Consider the following 21,359-nt stretch of genomic DNA (forward strand, 5'->3'; position numbering starts at 1 on the left):
GATAAATGTCATTCGGATCAATTCATTGATCCTTACAATGAATCAATATACGGCCCAATTCTTAACAATTTATGAAGATCCAATTTTTTGAAAATAAATGTGACAAATTGATGGCGTATGCTCAAATTCATAAACTGTTAAGGTTTATGCTGTATCTTTTCACATAGCTAGATGATATATAGTAAAGACATAAAAGAAAGAGCAACACATTACATGAGGTGAGAGACATGACCCATCGAATATTAGTCGTAGAAGATGATCAGGATATTGGTGACCTTCTGCAGGAATCCCTTTCACGTGCAGGATATGAGGTGCTAAGAGCGATGAATGGCGAGCAAGCATTGAAGCTTGTGGAGGATTCACTCGATTTGGTGATTTTAGATGTGATGATGCCAGGGCTTTCAGGCATCGAAACGTGCCAGCACATAAGAGCCTCATCAAACGTCCCAATTCTATTTCTGACAGCCAAGTCGAGCACATTCGATAAAACTGAAGGATTACTTGCCGGTGGGGATGATTATATGACAAAGCCCTTCTCAGAAGAGGAGCTTCATGCTAGAGTCATTGCACAATTACGCAGGTATACCGTCTATCAGGAAAAAAAGGAGCAGGAAGAGACCTTTCTTGTTGGGGGCAAGCTGAGGGTAAGTGAAGAATTTAATGAAGTATGGAAAGAAAACCAGCAAATTAAGCTGTCTGATCTAGAATATCGGATGTTAAAGCTGCTCATGAGCAGGCGAAACAAAATATTTTCTGCTCAAAATATTTATGAAAGCGTGTGGGGGCAGCCCTATTTCTATTGTTCCAATAATACGGTGATGGTGCATATTCGAAAGCTTCGTGCCAAAATTGAAGATGATCCTGCGCGCCCTGTATATATCAAAACTGAATGGGGAAGAGGATATCGATTTGGCACATCGTAAATATACACTGGCCAAAAAGCTGGCGCTGTTGATTTTAGCTGCTGCAATCGTAAGTGGTATTGTCTTTTTGACGCTGCAAAAGATCACCAATGATTTAATTGATGGATATTTGAGTTCGGACGAGTATTACGAGCAGGAGTCAGCCAAGTATATTCAAAAATTCAGCCGCTACGTGTCTGAGAATGAGCTGTATTCAACGGATCGAATAGCGTTTGGCGAGTGGGTGAAAAAAGAGAATTACATTAATTTGACTATCTTCAAGGATGAGGTGCTACAATATGACTCCATCTATTCGGCTGCCGATGAATCGGCGTACGGAAAAGAAAGAATGACCCAGTACGCTAAGCATCATTCGTATCCGGTTCAGTTTAGCGACGGTAAAGGCCGCGTCATGGTGGACGGATTCTATTCATCTCGCTACCACGATCTTGCCTTTACACTCGAGCTGCTCGGGGCAACGCTTATATTTCTCCTCATTGTTCTTCTCGGCATTCGCAAAAGTCTGCGCTACCTGCAAATGATTCATCAAGAGATTCATATTCTTGAAGGCGGAGAGCTGGACTATGAGATGACGGTAAAAGGGCATGATGAATTAGCGATGATTGCCAAAAGTATTGAGGATCTGCGAAAAGCCTTTTTGGACAAGCTTCAAGCCATTGATGAACTGCAAGAAGAGAGCCGCAGCTTGGTCACTGAAATGTCCCATGATATGAGAACACCGCTGACGTCGCTGATGATGAATCTGGAGTTTGCGAAAAAAGAGGAGACTGGAGCGGATAGCCGTAAAGATCAATATATAGCGAGTGCCTACGGGAAAGCACTGCAATTAAAAAATCTGTCTGACAATCTGTTTGCCTATTTTTTGCTGGATAAAGAACATGAATCTGAGCTTGAGACCGTTGCAGTCAAAGAGGTGGTTTACGATCTCCTGTCAGATCAGGTGGCCATCCTGCATCAAGAGAACTTTAAGGTTCATCTTTTAGGAGAGCTGCCTGACAGCTATATCAATGTGAATGTTGAGCTGCTTGGCCGAGTATTTGATAATGTGATGTCCAATATACGGAAATACGCAGATCCTAAAAAGGATATCAATCTCACGTTTTTATCCGATCAAGAAATCTTTGAGATCCATGTCAGCAATGTGATAAAAGAGACAAAGGTCACGCCGGAAAGCAATGGACTTGGTGAACGAAGCATCAAACGAATGATGACCCGCATGAACGGGCAGTTTGAAAGTATAGAAAGGAACGATGTTTACTACATCGTGCTGCGATTTTGGAATATCAAAATGTAAACAACAAATAAATATACTGGAATGGAGAGACAACTCAATGAAACGATTCAACAACTTCCAAAAGATACCTGATCTCTTACAAGGCCTTCTCAATATCTGTCTGTTCTTTTTGGCCATCGCTTTAAGCGTTCTCTTAATCAGTGAAACATGGTACATTGTTCAATTTGTTTATAAGACACTATTCAACAAAGGAGAAAGCTATTATGGAATGCTTGGGGAACTGCTGATCTTCTTTATGTACTTTGAGTTTATTGCCTTAATTATTAAATACTTTAAATCCAACTTTCATTTTCCGCTTCGCTATTTTATTTATATAGGGATCACAGCTGTCATCCGTTTGATTATTATTGATCATGAAGAGGCGGTATCGACGTTCTGGTGGGCGCTGGCCATACTTGCTATGACCTGTGCACTCTTTATCGCGAGCAAAAGAGATGCTGCTCAAGAGCATGAGGAAGTGAAATGAGGAAAGAAGGCGAACGGTGGACGTTCGTCTTTTTCGTTAGATAATTGATCATGGTCTATCTGTATTTGATCAGTCCGATATATGGAGTGAGCAAATCATGAATTCTTTCTCCTACACACCTTTGTCTGCAAATTCAAAGAGATAACAGACAAGCCAGGTTTTGTAGGATAATAATTCCTATAAAAAACACCAATAAATGAAATGCTGCTAAAGATCACAACATTCACTTATCGGTGTTTTTTACTTTATGGATTATATAGCACCCTCATAATAAGCATAGAGTCCAGAGCTTCCTTTAAAATACCATTTCATTCCGTATGCTGTGAAAGAGTTTGCAAAAATAGCTGTGTCGGAATACATACATAAGTAAGGCTTGTTTGAGTTGCGAAATTTCCGTAAGATATCTGCGGGACAGGGCGTCTCGAAATTGCTTGTACGAGCAACGCCATCTGAACTTTTTGCTGGTGAAGATGAAGTAGCATTTGCTGCTGGAACATACGAAGAAAGAAGTAACCCAAAAGAAAGAGCGACACCAGTCATTGTTTTTTTCCAATTCATTATGATCATTCCCCTTCCAAAATTTGTATTTGTTACAATTCCATTATAGGAAAATAGATGTCGGCAAAAAAGAGACGAAAGAATTATATTTTCCACAATATGTCATTTAGTGGTTAGGAGATTATCATCTGTTATTTTTATATTTTACATTGACACCATCTTTTTCTATGATAAAATCAAATTGTGATAATGAGAATCGTTATCAAACGAAATGACTACATATAGAATGGATAGGTGAGGTACATGTTCAAAAAATCTTTCTGGTCGCTATTAGTTGTGCTCTCCATCGTTTTACTTGCAGCTTGCGGCAGCAATAGCAGTGACGGTAAGTCAGATAGTAAAGAGAAAACAAGGACTGTTGAAAGCGCTATCGGTTCAACTGACAATATTAAGGATAAACCAAAGCGTATTGTGACACTGTACCAAGGAGCAACGGATGCAGCAGTCGCTATGGGCATTAAACCAGTGGGTGTTGTTGAATCATGGCTTGAAGCACCTACGTATAAATATTTAAGAGATGACTTAAAGGATGTTAAAATTGTTGGGCAGGAAACACAGCCAAACTTAGAAGAAATTGAAAAGCTCAAGCCTGATTTGATTATTGCATCGAAAATCCGCCACGAGCAAATTTTTGATCAGCTGAAAGAAATCGCTCCAACTGTTGCAACAGAAACAGTGTTCACTTTTAAAGACACAGTGAAATTAATGGGTGAAGCATTAAACAAGCAAGACAAATCAAAAGAATTGCTGACGAAGTGGGATAACCGTGTCGCTGATTTCAAAGAAAAAGCGAAAAAAGACATCAAAAACTGGCCAATGAGTGTGTCTGTGGTGAACTTCCGTGCAGACCATGCTAGAATCTATCAAACTGGTTTCGCAGGGTCGATTTTAACAGAGCTAGGCTTTGAAGGACCTAAGAATGTCAAAGATAAAAAGCAAGACATTATTACACTTACAGACAAAGAGAGCATTCCGCAAATGGATGCAGATGTGATCTATTACTTCATGGATGATCAAGATAAGGCGGTTGAGAAAGCATATAAAGAGTGGACGAGTCATCCTTTATGGAAGCAGCTTGACGCAGTGAAAGCGAAACAAGTGCATAAAGTAGATGAAATCACTTGGAACATGGGCGGCGGTATTATCGCTGCAAACATGATGCTTGATGATATTTACGATCGTCTAGGAATTGATAAATAAGTCATAACAGAGGAGAAAATGTGAACATACCATTTTCTCCTTTTTTCCATAACAGATTGAAAGCGGGAATCAGATGAGAAGTTTATTAAAAAAGGATTCAAGCAAGGCACTGCTTTTTGCTGGATTCATTGTGTTGATGTTGGTCTTTTTTATGCTCAGTATTTCCCTTGGGCAAACCTCAATTTCCCTCAAAGCCACCATCCATGCTTTTCTTCAATTTGATGAATCGGATCCAAACAGTGTCATTGTCATGACATCCAGATTATCAAGAGCTTTAATCGCAACGGTCGTTGGATCTAGTCTGGCGATTTCAGGTGCACTCATGCAGGCATTGACAAGAAATCCGCTTGCGGCGCCTGATTTATTAGGAATTAATGCAGGTGGACTATTTTTTATCGTGATATCGATTGTCTTCTTTTCAACAGAGTCGTTAACAAGCTATATGTGGACAGCCTTTCTAGGCGCAGCGATTGCAGGGATGCTCGTTTTTCTATTGGGTTCCATTGGAAGAGATGGATTGACCCCGGTCAAAATTGTCCTTGCAGGAGCGGCGATATCTGCCCTGTTTGCGTCTTTTACACAAGGTCTTTTAATCGTGAATGAACAGTCAATTCAAAGTATTTTGTTCTGGATGGCTGGTTCAGTGTCTGGAAGAAGCATTGATATGTTAATCCCTGTGTTACCTTATATTCTCGGTGCGACTATTGTGGCGCTGCTTCTAGGACGTTCTATTAATGTTCTTTTGTCGGGAGATGATATTGCCAAAGGACTTGGCCAGCGTACATTGCTGCTGAAAATCACGATGGGTGTACTCGTCGTCTTTTTAGCAGGTGGTTCGGTCGCTGTTGCCGGTTCAATTGGTTTTGTTGGTTTTCTTGTGCCGCATATTGTGAAAAAGCTTGTCGGGCCTGACCATCGCTGGGTACTGCCGTATTGTGCCGTTGTGGGGGCGTCGCTTTTACTTGCCGCGGATCTGGCGGCTCGTTTTCTGATCATGCCGCAGGAAGTGCCGATTGGTGTCATGACGGCGGTAGCAGGAGCGCCTCTATTTGTTTATCTCGTGCGCAAGGGGTTGAAGACAGGTGGCTAAAACATATACAGTGCGTTCTAAAGGCGGGCGCATTTCATTTCAATTTTCAAAGCGGACGTTTTTGATTTTACTTTTATTGACGGCCATTGCCTTTTGTTTATTTATTCTTAGTCTCAGTATGGGAAGCAGGTTCATTCAGCCGGTGGATGTGCTGCTTCATTTAATCGGTCAGGGGGAGGGAAATTCCTTTGTGTTAAATACGCTGAGGATTCCACGAACGCTGCTGGCTGTCTTAGTCGGAGCTGCGCTTGCAGTATCAGGGCTTATTTTGCAAGGATTGATCCGCAACCCGCTGGCATCACCTGACATCATTGGGATTACGAGTGGTGCTTCGTTTGGTGCGATTATGTTCATCGTCTTTTGGATGGGTACTGTGCCCATTGCTTATCAATCCTTATGGGCGATTGCCGGTGCTTTTGCGGTATCGTGCCTGATCTATTTGCTTTCATGGAAAAAAGGGGTCAAACCGATCACACTTGTTCTAATGGGGATTGGGATTTCTGCCATTATGAAGGCATGTGTGACATTTACTCTTGTTCTTAGTGATACGATGACAACGACAAAGTCATATATCTGGCTGACGGGCAGTTTATATGGTACTACGATGAAAGACGTCACTGCGATGCTTCCTTGGGTGATGATTATTTTACCGATTGTCATGGTGTTAGCAAGAACGATGAATGTAAAAGAACTTGGAGATGATCTGGCAACAGGTCTTGGGGTAAAAGTGCAGGCGAAACGATTATTCTTTCTCCTGATGAGTGTGACATTGGCTGGTGTTGCAGTCGCATTTGCAGGCGGCATTGAATTTGTTGGACTCATGGCGCCGCACGTTGCACGGATGATCATTGGACGTTCATTCATAGCGCTTGTCCCAGCATCTGCGCTTGTTGGAAGTATTCTCGTGATGCTGGCTGATCTTGTGGCTAGAACCGCATTTCTACCGTTAGACGTCCCAGCAGGTGTATTTACGGCAGCTATTGGTGCACCGTTCTTTATTTATTTGTTATATCAACAGCGCAATCGATAAACAGAAGATGGGGGTTTTGATATGAGGCCAGAGTGGGTTGAGAGAGAATTACTTGATTTTGGGGTACACATCACAAATGGACCAATGACATCTGATCGCACACTTGCTGCGCTTTTTTCAGAAGCAGCCGTCATACGTTTATTAGAAGCTGAAAAGGATGCGATGCATGCACCCAATCTTGCGGTAGCAGCTTCTATGTTTTCAAAGCGGTATGCCTATTTAGCCGTCAGTTCCTCTCTATATTTGATGACGCTGTATGACGGTGTCTATCAGTTTCCACCAGCAGCATGTGCATTTAGAAAGGATCGGAAAATTGAAGTGGATGAGGCGGCGTGTTCGTTTGTTCCACTAGAAGGAGATCGGCATGAGTGGAGAGAGAAGGTCGTACGTGCGCTGTTTACGGAGTGTGTCACGCCTCTTTTAGACGTGCTGAACCGCACATCAAAACTCTCTTATCGTATTTTATGGGAAAATGTAGCGGTTCGAATCAACTCTCTTTATCGAAGCATGATGCGGGAAGCGGAAGAACCTGCGGTGAAGCAGCGCGTGCGGGAGGATTATCTGTACCTGAAGCAGGCGGCTGGGGATGTATTTGGAGCTCAGCAAAATCCATTTCAGCACAGTTTAAACCTAGACGACAGCTTACTTGAAACATCCAACCGGAAAACCTGCTGTATGTATTATAAGCTTGGGAAAAAATCGGAGAGTCTCGATTATTGTCTTGTTTGTCCTCTTGAACAAAAGAAAGGCACTGCTTGCTCGTAGCAGTGCCCTTTTTTATTCCCAAATCTCACTTGCCCATTCAGGATGATCGATAAAAGGGTTGCGGTTGTGCTGATACGTTTGATATATGATCTCATTGCGGTTCCGTTCGATTTGATCGACTGGGTCCTGCTTGTGCCATTTGAGAAGCACAGACATTTTGCCGTGAAGAGGGGAGCTTCCATTATTCACTTTGTCGTTTAATTCTAAATCTGGAAAGCGGTCATCACCCTCGTAGCGAACCGCCATATAAAAGAGCATTCTCGCAACATCTCCTTTGACCCGGCTGTGAGGTTCGAATGAGTCGCTGTCGTAGAAATTGCCCGGCGCCCCTTTGTATTCATTACCGCCTGTATCAAAATCTAAATTTCCACGTGTGCTGTTCGTTTGCACATCTGTCGCACGAAGGTGGTGGAGATCTGTCCCAGGCCCCTGGCTTGTCCCAAAATTGCCATGAGACTTGGCCCAGACATGCTCTCTGTTCCACTGGCCGACATTTCCGCCATTCGCTTGCTTTGAGCGGGAGCCACCACTATAAAGCAGCAGCACATTGTTTGGGTTATTGGGATCTTCATCTGTTTTCTTTAATGCATCCCAAACCTGGCTGTAGGATAGCTGCGTATGATCATCAATGATATCGTGTAAAGCCTTTTTAAGAGCGGGTCCTGATTTGCCAGCAGCAGATTGGTAATAGGAATCGATTTGACTTGTGGCGGCAGTTTGCGTTTGTTGAGCTGATGTTTCGTTTTGAAGCTGTAACGGGGAAAAGGTGATCGTTTGACTTGGTTCATTCAGCGTGAAGGCTTGAGCATTTGCAGCTGGAGGCAGCGGGGCGGCGAATGTGCCGAATATCATGATTCCGGCGGCCACAGTTCCAAATAAAGTTCTTTTCATTCGATTTCCTCCTTGATAGGGAATGTATTCTCTTTATTTCTATCATATTGTTATGAAGAAATAAATGGATTTCTCGTAAATTTTATGTAATAAGTTCGTAGGAAAAGAGATTGCTATTTTAGGAGCATTCCTGTATAAGTGGGCTTATAAGGATGGACAGCAAGGGAGAGAGAGGATGGATAACGTGAAAGAACTGCAAACACCTTCAAGAACGATAATGACACCGGGGCCCGTAGAAGTAGACCCGAGAGTGCTCCGTGTGATGAGCACCCCTATTCTCGGTCAATTTGATCCAGCATTTACACACATAATGAACGAAACAATGACCTTATTGCGGTCACTTTTTCAAACAGAAAACAAATGGGCTTATCCAATTGACGGTACGTCCCGTTCAGGGCTTGAAGCTGTGCTCGCCAGTGTGATTGAGCCGGGAGATTCGATGCTTGTGCCCGTCTTTGGACGCTTCGGTCACCTGCTCATTGAAATAGGGCAGCGCTACGGTGCTGAGGTACATACTATGGAATGTGAATGGGGGACGGTTTTTGATCCTGCCGACATCATCCAAGAAATAAAGCAGGTCAAGCCTAAAATCGTTGCCATGGTTCATGGTGAAACATCCACCGGACGATTGCAGCCGCTCAAGCAAATCGGTGAAGCATGCCGAGCTCTTGATGCGCTGTTCATTGTAGACGCTGTGGCAACCATTGGCGGTGTCGATGTAAAAGTGGACGAATGGAAAATTGATGCGGCGATTGGCGGCACGCAGAAATGTTTATCTGTTCCATCAGGCATGTCACCTATTACATATAATGACCGAGTCGCAGCTGTCATTGAATCGAGAAAGAAAGTAGAAAAAGGGATAGCGACACAGGATGAATTACAAAAACAGATCGATATTTCTCCAATCAAAAGCAATTATTTTGATTTAAGCCAGCTTCAGGATTATTGGAGCCCAAGACGATTAAATCATCATACAGAAGCGACAACTATGCTCTATGCACTGCGAGAAGGGGTTCGTCTTGTGCTGGAAGAAGGGCTGTCTGAACGTTTTCAAAGACACGCGTATCATGAAAAAGCCTTGATGAAAGGTCTTGAAGCGATGGGGCTTGAATTGTTTGGTGATCCAGATTGTAAAATGCCGGTTGTGACCTGTGTTGTCATTCCAAGCGGTATTGACGGAGAAGCGGTCCGTGCCGACCTGCTTCATCATTTTGGAATTGAGATTGCAAGCTCCTTTGGACCGCTTGCTGGCCGTATATGGAGAATTGGGACAATGGGCTACAGCTGCCGAAAGGAAAATGTGCTGTTTGTGTTAGCGGGGCTGGAAGCGATTCTCATCAAACACGGTGCGTCTATCCATTGCGGAGCAGGGCTTCAGGCGGCTCTTTCTATCTATGAACAAGCTGAATAGATACATCATACTCGCCATTGGCGGGTATTTTTTATTTGGAAAAGAACACTATTTTTTGAAAAACTAGACTTATAGACGGAGATATCGCTATACTGAAGTAGTTCTCATCATTTTTTTATTTTGCAGAAAGAGGTTTTTTGTATGAAGAAGATGGGCAGATTATACATTTTGATGCTCAATATTTTTATTGCCATGCTTGGCTTTGGCCTCATTGTACCTGTTATGCCGAGTTACATCGAAGCCTTTGGCGCAACAGGAAAAACACTCGGTTTTCTTGTCGCTGCAACAGGTTTTACACAATTTGCGTTATCGCCGGTTGCCGGGGCACTGACCGATCGATTTGGACGAAGAAAATTGATCATTGCTGGGATTGCCGGCTTTACGATTGCTCAGTTTATTTTTGCTTTTGCTGATCAGCTTTGGATGCTGTTTGTGTCTCGCTTTTTAGGCGGTGCTGCCGGGGCTTTGCTCATGCCGGCCATGTTTGCATACATCGCTGATATCACAAGTGAAAAGGACCGAGGGAAAGGAATGGGTCTATTCAGTGCAGCGATGACACTAGGTTTTGTCATTGGGCCGGGCGTAGGCGGCTATTTGGTTGAGTACGGGATCGCTTTTCCATTTCTCATTGCCGGTTCCTTTGCCGCCCTTTCTACTTTGTTATCCATCCTATTCTTACCTGAAACATTAACAAAGGAAAAGCAGGAAGAGGCGCGGCTCAACAAGGACATTCATTTCAATCCTTTTGTACAAATGATCGAGGCCCTAAAGACATCGTACGGCTTTTTGTTTATATTGGCCTTTGTCCTCAATTTCGGGATCATTCACTTTGAATCGATTTTCGGCTTATATGTAGACCAAAAACACGGATTTTCACCGAAGGATATTGCCTTTGTGATTACGGTTGCGGGTCTTGCTGGGGTGCTTGTCCAAGGTGCGTTAGTGAATGCCTGTGTGAAACGATTTGGAGAGATGAGAGTCGTGCGTTATGCGCTGTTAGGTGCGGCTTTCATGCTGATCGCCTGCCGTTTTGCGCCGTCCTTTTGGTTGATCTTTACAGGTTCGATTTTATTTTTATCGGCTACGTCATTTGTCCGTCCAGCCCTCAATACATTGCTGTCCAAGATGGCAGGCAATCAGCAAGGGGTGGCAGGCGGTCTCAATACATCCTTTATGAGCCTTGCCAATATCGTCGGACCAAGTCTTGCGGGTATATTATTTGATGTGAATATTGAGTTTCCTTTTATGTTTGGAACACTGGTGCTTTGCGTCAGTTTCGCTGCATCCATCGTGTGGGGGAAAAAAGTGCAGCATGCTTATGCAGCGCAAGGAAGATTGTAGTTGATCTACAATCTTTTTTATTGAATGAAATGCATTTAGAAAAATTCCAATTAAAAATAGTAGATGTTTTATAGTTTATGTAAATGAATAGTATAGTTTATCAATATTTAAACCTTTTACTGAGAAAGAATCCATCTATTTAGGTCTTTGAGAGTATACATTTTGTGTAAAAATTGATTGATTGGTTTTTTCTGCAATGTTAACATCAATCTCGACAGCATGAGGTAACTGAGATAATCAAGAAAAAAGGGGATAGGAAATGAAGAAGTTTATGTTTTTCGTTATATTTTTTATCGTCACCATGTTTAGTACAGCGGTGCCATCAGCAGTTCATGCGGCAGAAATTGATCATGACAAGGTAGTTGGTTTTAGAGAAGTCAATCCAACAACTGTTACACAAAAAGCGGCGAAAAAATTTCAGCCTTATTTGAAAGTATGGCATGGATGTGTACCATTCCCAGCTGTAGATGCTGCTGGAAACACAAGCAGAGGGTTAAAAACGAGCGGTTCACATAATGGTGGATGCAGCAGTAATATCGGTCAAGTATATTCACGTTCAGATTGGTACAATGGCAGCTGGGCGATTATGTATGCTTGGTATTTCCCAAAAGATAATCCATCACCGGGCTTTGGTCATCGTCATGACTGGGAATCCATTGTCGTTTGGATTGACAACCCGGCTGTAGCGAGCCCGCGTGTTCAATCGATTGCTTACTCAGGTCATGGGCAATATAAGAAAGCAGCACCGAGTGCCGCAAGTATTTTAGGAACAAATCCTTTGGTTGGTTATGATAGCAACTGGCCATTGAACCACGAGCTGGATGTAAGCGGCAATGTGAGCGGTAAAGGGATGCAACCTTTAATTGGCTGGGATGATCTAACGCCGGCAGCAAGACATGCATTGAATACAACAGACTTTGGAAGTGCAAACGTACCTTTCAAAGATAGTAATTTTAAAAACAATTTAGCAAAAGCGTGGTATCGATAAGGGTTAACCATGATAAAAAATCGATCATCTAAAAAATGATCGGTCCAGCGTGTAGACAAACCCTCGCATTCTTTGTCAGGTCTAGGCTCCGATGCTCACGAATGTCAAATTCGCTCCGCAAAGGTAGCCGTCCTTCCTAGACTGCAAAGGTTTTCTATCACGCTGAAAAGAAGACAAAGTGCTAAAATCAAGATCATTTTAGCACTTTGTCAACAATCTGAACCGATCATCTAAAAAATGATCGGTTTTTTTATAAACAAAATCGCATCATCTCTCATTTTTCACGACAGGTGATTTTTCTTTATGAAGCGCACGAATCATCGCATCATCTACGTGTAAATGCTCTTTCACTAATTGAGGCGGGGTTAAAGCCATCCACTGATTCAACGAAATATCTGCAAACCGGTCACTTTTAAAAATTTCTAAAAACCAAAGGCTCGTTTGGCCGATATTTTGGATGTAATGCCCCATACCAAAAGGAACATATCCAACATCACCTGCTCTGTAATTAAAGGTGCGGGCAGTACCTCCTGCTCCAAAGACCGTCATTTTGGCCGTACCGGTTAAATAGTATTGCCACTCATCATTATTAGGGTGCCAGTGCATTTCTCTCATGCCGCCAGGTTTTACTTCGACAAGTGCAGCCGCAATCGTTTTTGAAATCGGGAAATTCTGTGAGTCGACAATGCGGACGGTTCCGCCTGAGGTCGTTAGCGGCTTTTGACGAAGAAGCTGGTGCGTAAATGGCGGCTTAATGCTCCCGTATGGATCAGATACCGTTTGGCTTTCTAAAGATGCCGGCGGTGAGCCTTGAAACATATAGCGCTGCTTATTCGGAATACGGTCAAACAATTTCTTAGGAACACCAAAATTGGCGGATAGAATCTCTTTTGGTGTATGGGCAAACCAGTCTGTGATCGTGAATGTATCAAATTCAGAAAAATCGCCATCATCAAATACAAGAAGGAACTCACATCCATCCTCAAGTCCTTGGATGGAGTGCGGGATACCAGGTGGAAAATACCACAAATCGCCTTCTTCTATATCAGCGATCATATTTCGCCCTTCTGCATCTACAGATGTGATGCGGGCTTTGCCTAAAATCATATACGCCCATTCCGCCTGTTTATGCCAATGAAGCTCACGAACACCTCCGCGTGTGAGCCGCATGTTGACACCTGCAATCGTTGTTGAAACAGGCAGCTCCCGCTTCGTAATTTCCCTCGACCAGCCGCCGTGATTCAAATGCATGTGTGTATCAGAAAATGAAAATTTTAAATTAGGAATTGTTCCGGCATCGGTTTTAGGGGGAACGAGCATATCTGGGTTCTCTATATCTCGAAGGACATCACGCGGGCCTAAGTCGGTGGCACCCGCGCCATCCTTTCGAATGGGCTGCGGGATGTGACGGAGCTCATCATCCATTTGTCATCCCTCCTTGAGACTCTTTTTTCTCTTCCAAACTATATGAAGCTTCGGAAGAAAAAATTCAATCAGGATGGGATGTGAGAAACCTTTGAATACGGAAGGCTAAGCGCAGCCGCAATGTTGCATCAGGATCTTTTAAGCTGATCCGAAGCAATTCTTCACACTTCTCAAGGCGATAAATGACCGTGTTGCGATGAATAGACAATCGTTTGGCTGTTTCTGAAATGTGGCAATGGGATTCTAAATAGACAGACAAGGTGTGAAGAAGACTTTGATCGACTTGTGATGGTTCAGATAACGGGTGTAGGTGCAGCTGGTGAAACGTGATCATATCCTTTCTTGGAATAAGCCTTAGTAAATCTTGTACATCCTTCGCCTGATAAAATTGAATATATTCAGTCCGCGATGAGAGATGTCCGGTTTGAAGAGCCTCTAATGCTTCATTGTAGCCCTCAGACAGATGGGGGATTAGGCAGGCTGTCAAGCTCACCCCAAAAGAAATGGTGTGATTCACTTGCAGTTTAACAAGCTTCTGCAATTGTTTTAAAAAAGAGATGAGACTGCCGCTAACCTCCGGCCAACTGCCAGTCTCCTCCATCAATACAACACCCATATCACCTTTGACAAACAGAAAGGCAGGAAATGGGCAGCTTAGGAGTGCACTTTCGAGCAGATCAATCACATGATCTAAAACCATTTGCTGCTTCATAAAACATGTGGTATCACTGCGCTGATCAAGTTGACAGATCATACATAGATAGCGGCATTCGGCCTTTAATCCAAACGCCTGAGCGAAATGTAAATGATCTTGCTGGGAAAACGACGCCCTCTCTATCCATCTGCGAAAACCCTCATTTCTAGCACGCTTGGCCGTTTGCAGGGCGGCATATTGTCTCATGCGCGCAATCGACATTTCGTTCACTGCATTTGCAATCATCCCATGCAATGCTTTATTCTGCGGGTGAATGAAAGAAAGGATGACCAGATAATCGCATGTTTGTTCGTTTAAATCGATCGGAAAGATGGAAAAGGTTTGTTTTGCATGTATCATCGAAAAAGAATGAGTTGTCCTACTTTGAAAAAAGGGGAGAATGTGCATCCATTCTGGGCTCGTCATCATGGGGTGCGAGGTATAGAGAATACGTCCATGCTGGTTAAATAAATAAACGGGCTTGTGAATATTTCTGGCCATTTTTTGTAATATGTCAAACTGGTTATCGGCTATGTTCATATCCACTCAATCTCCTTTATTGGTGAAGATGAATAAAAAAATGGACAATTGCTGTCAACATCTCTGATATGCATTTTATGTTATCAGCTAAAATCATTTTAGATAGAAAGTTGTTAATTAATATGACAAAAAAACAGAGCGTCAGGACAAAATCACGTGCCGCCAGTCATCTTCATTCAGAATTACGAGCAAATATGATATGTTGTAGACAGAAGAATTTCTTTCAGAAATATGGGTATCACAAGGAACAAAGGCTTTGATGTGAGGAAGCCGTTTATACATGAGAGTGGCAAGAGGTGAGAAACATGATTTATATCGGATTAACTGGCTGGGGAGATCATGACAGTCTTTATCCGCCGAAAATTGGCAGCGCGCAAAAGCTGTTTCACTACGCATCAACGTTTCCCATTGTGGAACTAGATGCCAGCTTTTATGCGGTTCAGCCTGAGCGTAATCATGAAAAGTGGATAAAGGATACTCCGGATGACTTTCAATTTGTTGTGAAAGCATACCAAGGGATGACTGGACATCAAAGGGGTGAGATTCCGTTTGCTTCGAAGGAGGATATGTTTGATGCATTTATTCTTTCGCTGACTCCACTCATCCGTGAAGGGAAACTGGCCATGGTGCTCTTTCAATTTCCACCTTGGTTTGATTGCAAAAAAGAGCACGTCCATTATTTAAGATGGTGTAAGGAGAAGATGGGTGATATTCCTTGTGCTCTCGAATTCCGAAACCGTACATGGTTTTCAGAGGAATTTTATGAGCAGACTTTGTCCTTTATGGAAAAGGAAGGATGGATTCATTCCGTCTGTGATGAACCGCAAGTAGGAGAGGGCTCCATTCCGCCAGTCATACAAGCTACACACCGTGATAAAACATTGGTCCGATTTCACGGAAGGAATAAACAGGGCTGGCTTCACCCGGCAGACCATGAGAATTGGCGTGAAGTGAGATACTTATATTTATATAATGAAGCTGAATTAAAAGAGTGGAAAAAGAATCTCGACATCCTGCATCAGCAATCGAAAGATGTCTATGTCGTGTTTAATAATAACTCCGGCGGAGATGCAGCAGCAAATGGACAGCAGATGATTGATTTGCTGGATATCACGTATTCAAGCCTGTCTCCGAAGCAGTTAGATTTATTTAGTTAAACGAAAGCTGCGGCTTTCAACCTGAATGAGACGGTTCAGTGACAACTTGAGGGAGAGATCAACATGCTGCAGAAGCTATGGTTATATCATACAAACGACTTGCACAGCCACTTTGAGAACTGGCCAAAAATTGCAGCTTTTATTGAAGAAAAGCGTCAAGTTCACGATCAGATGCTCTTGTTTGATATTGGCGACCATATGGATCGAGTGAACCTCGTATCCGAAGCTGATTATGGAAAGGTAAATGTCAAGCTCCTCAATCAGCTTGGCTATGATGGAGTTACGATCGGGAATAATGAAGGCATTACGCTGCCACATGATCAGCTCGATCACTTGTATGAGAATGCACAATTTCCAGTGGTCCTGTCTAATCTATTTGAGAAAGGAAAAAGGCCATCATGGGCAAAGCCCTATCATATGATCACAATGGAAAACGGACTGAAGCTCTGTCTCTTAGGTGTGACCATTGCGTATACACCTGTTTATGAAAAGCTGGGCTGGAACATTACTGATCCGTTTGACAGCATACGGGACATGCTGCAGGAAGTGAAGGGACAGGCAGATGTCATTGTGCTCTTATCCCATCTCGGTATTATCCATGATCGAGAGGTCGCCCGTGACTTCCCTGAAATCGACATCATCCTAGGCTCGCACACGCATCATCTGTTAGAACAAGGTGAAATGGACAATGGGGTGCTTCTTGCATGCGCTGAAAAGTATGGGCATTATATTGGCTGTGTCGAGCTGACAATCGATACAGCGCGCAAAGAGCTGATAGAGAAAAAAGCGACAGTGCAGTCAGTGGATCAGCTTATCAGTGAATCAGATGAAGCCATCACCACCTTACAGCAGGCGGAGAGAAGAGCAAAAGCACTGATGCAGGAAAAAGTAACAATAATTGAGACGAAGCTAGAAACGAAGTGGTTCGACGAATCTCCGCTACCGCAGCTCTTAACAGATGCCATTAAAGATTGGTGCGGAGCGGATATTGGCATGATGAATGCAGGTATGGTGCTTGATTCATTAGAGGCAGGGATCGTCACAAGAGAAGAAATCCACCGGATATGTCCGCATCCCATTAATCCCATTCGGGTGACGCTTACCGGTCAACAGCTCATCGAAACGGTTCAGCGGGGCTGTGAACAAAAAATGGAACAGCTGCGCATCAAAGGCTTCGGCTTTAGAGGTGAGCTGATGGGGAAAATGCTATATAGCGGCCTCAGCTATACATTAGAAGAAGGCGAGGCCAAACGGGTGAAGGATGTCTTTGTACATGGTCAATTGATCAAAAAAGACGCCTCCTATACTGTTGGCACAGTCGATATGTATACATTAGGCTCTCTTTTTCCTCATATCCGTGATCACGAACACATTGAATATTTTATGCCTGAATTTTTACGTGATGTTCTGACATGGCGCTTGAAGGAAGCAACATGAAATCCGCTTCAGCCTAACAACACGCGCTCTCTTTTCACATAGATTGTGATGAGAGGAGTGAAGGGATTTGGTGAATTTAACACCTATTACAATTGATGGCCATTCCTTTACAGCGGTCACCGTCAAGCTGCCGAAGACAAATTTCATGGCAGTAACAAATGAACATGGGTATATCATGTGCGGTGCACTGGATGTCGGGCTCTTGAATGAAAAGCTTGCAGATAGAGGCATTATCGCAGGGAGAGCAGTTGGAGTGAGAACTATTGATCAATTGCTTGATGCCCCATTAGAATCTGTGACATACGCCGCAGAAGCGCTAGGCATTTCAGCTGGAACCATTGGAAGAGACGCGTTATTGAAAATGGTGAAATAAAATGAACAGATGATTCCTATCCCCCCGCCTGTCTGCATACACTTGTAATGGAGAAGGGGGGATTTTTTATTGAGAATGAACCGCCGTTATCGCCCCTATAAAAAGGGCCCTTTGCCATTCCGATACGTCATGCTGCTTGCGATCTTATTCTTTGTGCTCTCAACCGTGATTAGTTTATTTTTTATCAACCGATCAATTAAACCAACCCTTATTCACATTGCTGAACTAGAAACAGAGCGCATCGCCAATCACCTCATACAATATTCAGTTCAAGACTTTGCAGACGATCAGGAGAATATGAAGGATATGGTGGTCATGAATACAAGTGAGAACGGAAAAGTGACGACCATCGATTTTAATGCGCAAGCAACATCGAAAGCAATGGCTGACCTGTCGCGTCATCTTCAGAAAAATTTAGAGGACATTGAAAAGGGGAACTTTCAAAAAGAGGCAAAAGAAGCGCTAAAGGATCAAACAGATGGACATGACGGCATTATATATAACATTCCGCTAGGGCAAGCATCCGGAAATGCACTCATCGCCAACCTCGGACCAAAAGTACCTGTACGCTTTAGTGTGATTGGTGATCCGCATACGGACGTTGAAAAAAACATTAAGCCTTATGGTATCAACAATGCCTTGATTGATATTAGTGTTCTGATCGAGGTCAAGGTAAGAGTCATTATCCCATTTGCTTCTGAAACAATCGTAGTTAAAAACTCTGTTCCTGTCTCCATACAAGCCGTTCAAGGAGACGTACCAGATTATTATAATGGCAGCGGAACAAACTCAGGGGCTCCATCAATTGTTCTTCCAGAGAAAAAGAAGAAAAAGGAATAACAGCCCAACAATGATTGGGCTGTTTTTTTACGATTTTCGTTTCCGTTCAGCTCTCTCCCACGCCCTCAAATGAGGGTATGGATCAAATGACCATTCGGTTCTGCCATTGTCTTTGTACATGCCATAGTGAAGATGCGGCGGAAACTTTCCTGCGGTGCCAGGAGGTCCGTAACCGGAGCTTCCGACAGATCCAATTACCTGGCCAGGTTCAACAATTTGACCGGTCTTGAGTCCTTTTGCAAAGCCGTTTAAGTGAGCGAAGTAATGATAATGATTATGAATATCTCGAATGCCTATCCGCCAGCCGCCAAAGCGGTTCCATCCTTTCATTTCAATTACACCATATGATGTCGCACGAACGGGAAGTCCATAATGGGCAAATAAATCGGTTCCCTCATGAATTCTTCTTCCTCCAAATCCTCTCGCATCTCCCCATGTACTTCGGTAGCTGTAGTCAGCTCCAACCGGAAGAGGAAAAGCATGCTTTCCAAGATCAAGATGGCCGTAGTGCTTATATAGCTTCATAAAGGATGAAATGATTCCAACGGTTTGGTCCCGTCCATAATAATCCCATAAGCCAATTTTTAATTGCTCAATGCTGCTGCCGTAGTGAAGCAAGTATTGAGCAAACGTGAATAATACATCCTCATCGTCATCGCTGTCCGCTTTGCCATCCCCATTCCCATCAAGACCAATTCCGTCAAACACTTTAATGCTTAAAGGAGAGGTATCTTGTTTATTTGGGTTTTCTGGTCCAATCCACATTTCCCGGGGAATGTAGATGCCAATGACGCCTTTTTGTTTCGGTAAATCTCTTCTACTTTTTCGAATATTGTGTTCATACTGATCAACTGCAGCAAGTACATACCATGGAACCTGTGTTATGATGGAGACTTTTTCATATAGGGCCATTCTCTGCTTCAATTCATCTGGCTGTTTGCCGGTCCCTTCTGCATGAACAGGTAAAGGGAGCATTGAAAGAGCAATCATGATGGCTAAAACCACTTTCACAAACGTCCATCTCCTTTCATCGAGCATCGTCTTCTACCGTTTAGTGTGGTTAGATCACTCTATTTCATAAGAAGAAAATGTTAGTAATTTTCTTCTGTTTTTTTAGGAGGCTTTTGGGTATTTTTGCAGCTCATTCCCTTGTTGTTCAATCTGTACTATGTTAAAGTGTCTAAAGAAAAGGCTTTAGGCCGAAGATTCAATTTTTTGCAGCTTCTTAGCTGCATCCATCGTATATAGCAGGAAGATTTTTGTAGATGCACCTTTAACGAATTCATATGGAGATGATGGAATTGGCAAAGAAGGAAGAGCACGTAAGAAAACCGGACTGGCTTAAAATTAAGCTGAATACGAATGAAAACTATACCGGTTTGAAGAAAATGATGCGGGAAAACAACCTGCATACCGTTTGTGAGGAAGCAAAATGTCCGAATATTCATGAATGCTGGGCAGTGAGAAGAACCGCTACATTTATGATCCTTGGATCTGTTTGTACGCGCGCATGCCGTTTCTGTGCGGTGAAAACTGGACTTCCAACTGAGCTTGACCTGCAAGAGCCAGAACGCGTGGCAGATTCAGTAGCCTTAATGAATTTAAAGCACGCTGTCATCACAGCGGTTGCAAGGGATGATCAAAAGGATGGCGGAGCAGGTGTGTTCGCTGAAACCGTTCGTGCGATTAGAAGAAAAAGCCCATTTACGACCATTGAAGTTCTCCCTTCCGACATGGGCGGTAATTATGATAACTTGAAGACGTTAATGGACACTCGTCCTGACATTTTAAATCACAACATTGAAACAGTTCGCAGATTAACGCCAAGAGTTCGTGCGCGTGCTACATATGATCGTTCATTAGAATTCTTGCGTCGTGCAAAAGAAATGCAGCCTGACATTCCAACAAAATCAAGCATTATGATTGGACTCGGTGAAACGAAGGAAGAAATCATTGAAGTCATGGATGATCTTCTTGCCAATAACGTGGATATTATGGCGATTGGTCAGTACCTACAGCCTTCGAAAAAGCATTTGAAAGTTCAAAAATACTACCATCCGGATGAGTTTGCAGAGCTGAAGGAAATTGCGATGTCAAAAGGCTTTAGCCACTGTGAAGCTGGACCGCTTGTGCGCTCTTCCTACCATGCAGATGAACAAGTAAACGAAGCGTCTAAAAAGCGTCAGGCGCAAGCATAACAAAGAAAACGCCAGAGCTCTCTGGCGTTTTTTCTCATATTAATTTTGGCCATAAGGGGCGTTTCTTCTCATCGTACGGTCGGAATTCGTCATCCCATTTGCATCTTCTTTCGTTGAAATATCTCCACCTTGAGGGGAATACTTCATTTGCTGAATTGTTTTGGTTAAAATCTGGTCAAAATCACGTGAATTGGTTTGAAGACGTGAAAAATTGGCAATGGATTGAAAGTGCTCTGGATTATCAGAGACGTATACATGATAATAACGAGGGAGAACAGAAACCGCCGTTTTCTTTACTTGATCGGCAGATTCATCACGGTTTTTGTTTCCTGTTCGATACACGATGAGTGCATCCTCATCTGTCACAAGTGTGGCTGCATCTTTGATGTTTGGCAGCTGCACCGTTAAACTTGTAATCACGTGGGCAAGATGCTCACGATTTAAAGCAGGGGTTCTTTCTTTCTGATCCGTTACTTGCTGGCGCTGATAACGAACATATCCTGCTCTGTTTGTGTCTGCTTCTGGCATGTTGGAATTATTTCCTTCATGACGATCCGACAGACGGATGGTTTTACTTGAAGAATCTTCATCCACTTGTCGGTTCATACCTGATTGAAAGCCGCACCCGCCTAAAAGCATGCTGAGGAGAATCGCGGCTGTCAGTTGTTTCTTCATAAATGTGACCTCCTTTTTCCTTTAGCTTCGGCTAAAACGGAAAAAACATGCTTTAGCAATTGA

The 21,359-nt window shown here is 43.1% G+C and carries 22 protein-coding genes; 16 read left to right on the plus strand and 6 right to left on the minus strand.

Annotated features, from left to right (window positions below; translation table 11 throughout):
- Positions 1-227 precede the first annotated feature (227 nt).
- From V6Z54_RS11235 to psiE, 3 genes are read left to right on the plus strand one after another with little or no spacing between them, the layout of a single operon-like run.
- A complete protein-coding gene (locus V6Z54_RS11235; protein WP_338527332.1) occupies positions 228-923 on the plus strand; it encodes a response regulator transcription factor in 696 nt (231 codons plus the stop codon).
- The gene (locus tag V6Z54_RS11240; RefSeq protein WP_041088368.1) at positions 910-2,217 is read left to right on the plus strand and encodes a HAMP domain-containing sensor histidine kinase; all 1,308 of its coding nucleotides are present in this window, start codon (positions 910-912) and stop codon (positions 2,215-2,217) included. The genes V6Z54_RS11235 and V6Z54_RS11240 overlap by 14 nt, the downstream gene beginning before the upstream one ends.
- 37 nt (positions 2,218-2,254) lie before the next feature.
- Positions 2,255-2,683 carry a phosphate-starvation-inducible protein PsiE gene (psiE, locus tag V6Z54_RS11245; protein ID WP_039181241.1) on the plus strand — a complete coding sequence of 143 codons (429 nt, stop codon included), beginning with the start codon at positions 2,255-2,257 and terminating at the stop codon, positions 2,681-2,683.
- 252 nt (positions 2,684-2,935) lie between these two features.
- On the opposite strand, the gene V6Z54_RS11250 is transcribed toward psiE, so the two are convergent.
- Complete coding sequence (locus V6Z54_RS11250; RefSeq protein WP_117616635.1) at positions 2,936-3,043, minus strand: LCI fold-containing protein; 108 nt, start codon at positions 3,041-3,043, stop codon at positions 2,936-2,938.
- A 67-nt stretch (positions 3,044-3,110) separates the two neighbouring features.
- Here V6Z54_RS11250 and V6Z54_RS11255 point away from each other — a divergent pair, with 67 nt between their 5' ends.
- The 5 genes from V6Z54_RS11255 to V6Z54_RS11275 all read left to right on the plus strand — a co-directional run bounded on the left by V6Z54_RS11255 (position 3,111) and on the right by V6Z54_RS11275 (position 7,326).
- Positions 3,111-3,290, plus strand: a complete 180-nt coding sequence (locus tag V6Z54_RS11255; protein WP_041088371.1) for a hypothetical protein — start codon at positions 3,111-3,113, stop codon at positions 3,288-3,290.
- A 194-nt stretch (positions 3,291-3,484) separates the two neighbouring features.
- Positions 3,485-4,441 (plus strand): iron-siderophore ABC transporter substrate-binding protein, encoded by a 957-nt coding sequence (locus tag V6Z54_RS11260; protein ID WP_338527333.1) that lies wholly within the window; start codon positions 3,485-3,487, stop codon positions 4,439-4,441.
- A gap of 73 nt (positions 4,442-4,514) precedes the next feature.
- On the plus strand, positions 4,515-5,531 hold the full coding sequence (locus V6Z54_RS11265) for an iron ABC transporter permease (RefSeq protein WP_034623828.1): 1,017 nt from the start codon (positions 4,515-4,517) through the stop codon (positions 5,529-5,531).
- Positions 5,524-6,561 (plus strand): iron ABC transporter permease, encoded by a 1,038-nt coding sequence (locus tag V6Z54_RS11270; RefSeq protein ID WP_041088377.1) that lies wholly within the window; start codon positions 5,524-5,526, stop codon positions 6,559-6,561. The genes V6Z54_RS11265 and V6Z54_RS11270 overlap by 8 nt, the downstream gene beginning before the upstream one ends.
- Positions 6,562-6,582: 21 nt before the next feature.
- Positions 6,583-7,326 (plus strand): IucA/IucC family C-terminal-domain containing protein, encoded by a 744-nt coding sequence (locus tag V6Z54_RS11275; protein WP_338527334.1) that lies wholly within the window; start codon positions 6,583-6,585, stop codon positions 7,324-7,326.
- A gap of 12 nt (positions 7,327-7,338) precedes the next feature.
- Here V6Z54_RS11275 and V6Z54_RS11280 read toward each other — a convergent pair whose 3' ends face one another.
- On the minus strand, positions 7,339-8,217 hold the full coding sequence (locus V6Z54_RS11280) for an endonuclease (protein ID WP_269102439.1): 879 nt from the start codon (positions 8,215-8,217) through the stop codon (positions 7,339-7,341).
- Positions 8,218-8,392: 175 nt separating this feature from the next.
- Here V6Z54_RS11280 and V6Z54_RS11285 point away from each other — a divergent pair, with 175 nt between their 5' ends.
- The 3 genes from V6Z54_RS11285 to V6Z54_RS11295 all read left to right on the plus strand — a co-directional run bounded on the left by V6Z54_RS11285 (position 8,393) and on the right by V6Z54_RS11295 (position 11,957).
- Positions 8,393-9,628 (plus strand): alanine--glyoxylate aminotransferase family protein, encoded by a 1,236-nt coding sequence (locus V6Z54_RS11285; protein WP_338527335.1) that lies wholly within the window; start codon positions 8,393-8,395, stop codon positions 9,626-9,628.
- Between the two features lie 141 nt (positions 9,629-9,769).
- The gene (locus V6Z54_RS11290; RefSeq protein WP_338527336.1) at positions 9,770-10,969 is read left to right on the plus strand and encodes an MFS transporter; all 1,200 of its coding nucleotides are present in this window, start codon (positions 9,770-9,772) and stop codon (positions 10,967-10,969) included.
- Between the two features lie 259 nt (positions 10,970-11,228).
- On the plus strand, positions 11,229-11,957 hold the full coding sequence (locus V6Z54_RS11295; RefSeq protein ID WP_338527337.1) for an NPP1 family protein: 729 nt from the start codon (positions 11,229-11,231) through the stop codon (positions 11,955-11,957).
- Between the two features lie 267 nt (positions 11,958-12,224).
- Here V6Z54_RS11295 and V6Z54_RS11300 read toward each other — a convergent pair whose 3' ends face one another.
- Together V6Z54_RS11300 and V6Z54_RS11305 are read right to left on the minus strand one after the other, a co-directional pair.
- Positions 12,225-13,382, minus strand: a complete 1,158-nt coding sequence (locus tag V6Z54_RS11300; RefSeq protein WP_041088389.1) for an oxalate decarboxylase family bicupin — start codon at positions 13,380-13,382, stop codon at positions 12,225-12,227.
- Positions 13,383-13,446: 64 nt separating this feature from the next.
- Positions 13,447-14,616 (minus strand): helix-turn-helix domain-containing protein, encoded by a 1,170-nt coding sequence (locus V6Z54_RS11305; protein WP_338527338.1) that lies wholly within the window; start codon positions 14,614-14,616, stop codon positions 13,447-13,449.
- A gap of 305 nt (positions 14,617-14,921) precedes the next feature.
- On the opposite strand from V6Z54_RS11305, the gene V6Z54_RS11310 reads away from it, so the two are divergent.
- The 4 genes from V6Z54_RS11310 to yunB all read left to right on the plus strand — a co-directional run bounded on the left by V6Z54_RS11310 (position 14,922) and on the right by yunB (position 18,423).
- The gene (locus V6Z54_RS11310; RefSeq protein WP_064498081.1) at positions 14,922-15,773 is read left to right on the plus strand and encodes a DUF72 domain-containing protein; all 852 of its coding nucleotides are present in this window, start codon (positions 14,922-14,924) and stop codon (positions 15,771-15,773) included.
- A 63-nt stretch (positions 15,774-15,836) separates the two neighbouring features.
- A complete protein-coding gene (locus V6Z54_RS11315; protein WP_305960650.1) occupies positions 15,837-17,210 on the plus strand; it encodes a bifunctional UDP-sugar hydrolase/5'-nucleotidase in 1,374 nt (457 codons plus the stop codon).
- A gap of 67 nt (positions 17,211-17,277) precedes the next feature.
- On the plus strand, positions 17,278-17,583 hold the full coding sequence (locus V6Z54_RS11320) for a DUF1805 domain-containing protein (protein WP_041088397.1): 306 nt from the start codon (positions 17,278-17,280) through the stop codon (positions 17,581-17,583).
- Positions 17,584-17,652: 69 nt separating this feature from the next.
- On the plus strand, positions 17,653-18,423 hold the full coding sequence (yunB, locus tag V6Z54_RS11325; RefSeq protein ID WP_024423371.1) for a sporulation protein YunB: 771 nt from the start codon (positions 17,653-17,655) through the stop codon (positions 18,421-18,423).
- Between the two features lie 27 nt (positions 18,424-18,450).
- Here yunB and V6Z54_RS11330 read toward each other — a convergent pair whose 3' ends face one another.
- Positions 18,451-19,398: a M23 family metallopeptidase gene (locus V6Z54_RS11330; RefSeq protein ID WP_241768940.1), complete on the minus strand. Its 948-nt coding sequence runs from the start codon at positions 19,396-19,398 to the stop codon at positions 18,451-18,453.
- A gap of 326 nt (positions 19,399-19,724) precedes the next feature.
- On the opposite strand from V6Z54_RS11330, the gene lipA reads away from it, so the two are divergent.
- Positions 19,725-20,621, plus strand: a complete 897-nt coding sequence (gene lipA, locus V6Z54_RS11335; RefSeq protein WP_008360456.1) for a lipoyl synthase — start codon at positions 19,725-19,727, stop codon at positions 20,619-20,621.
- A 39-nt stretch (positions 20,622-20,660) separates the two neighbouring features.
- On the opposite strand, the gene V6Z54_RS11340 is transcribed toward lipA, so the two are convergent.
- Positions 20,661-21,296: a YhcN/YlaJ family sporulation lipoprotein gene (locus V6Z54_RS11340; RefSeq protein ID WP_034659879.1), complete on the minus strand. Its 636-nt coding sequence runs from the start codon at positions 21,294-21,296 to the stop codon at positions 20,661-20,663.
- Between the last annotated feature and the right edge of the window lie 63 nt (positions 21,297-21,359).

It is taken from the genome of Bacillus sp. MAG717A, assembly GCF_036884855.1.
GTDB lineage: Bacteria > Bacillota > Bacilli > Bacillales > Bacillaceae > Bacillus > Bacillus safensis.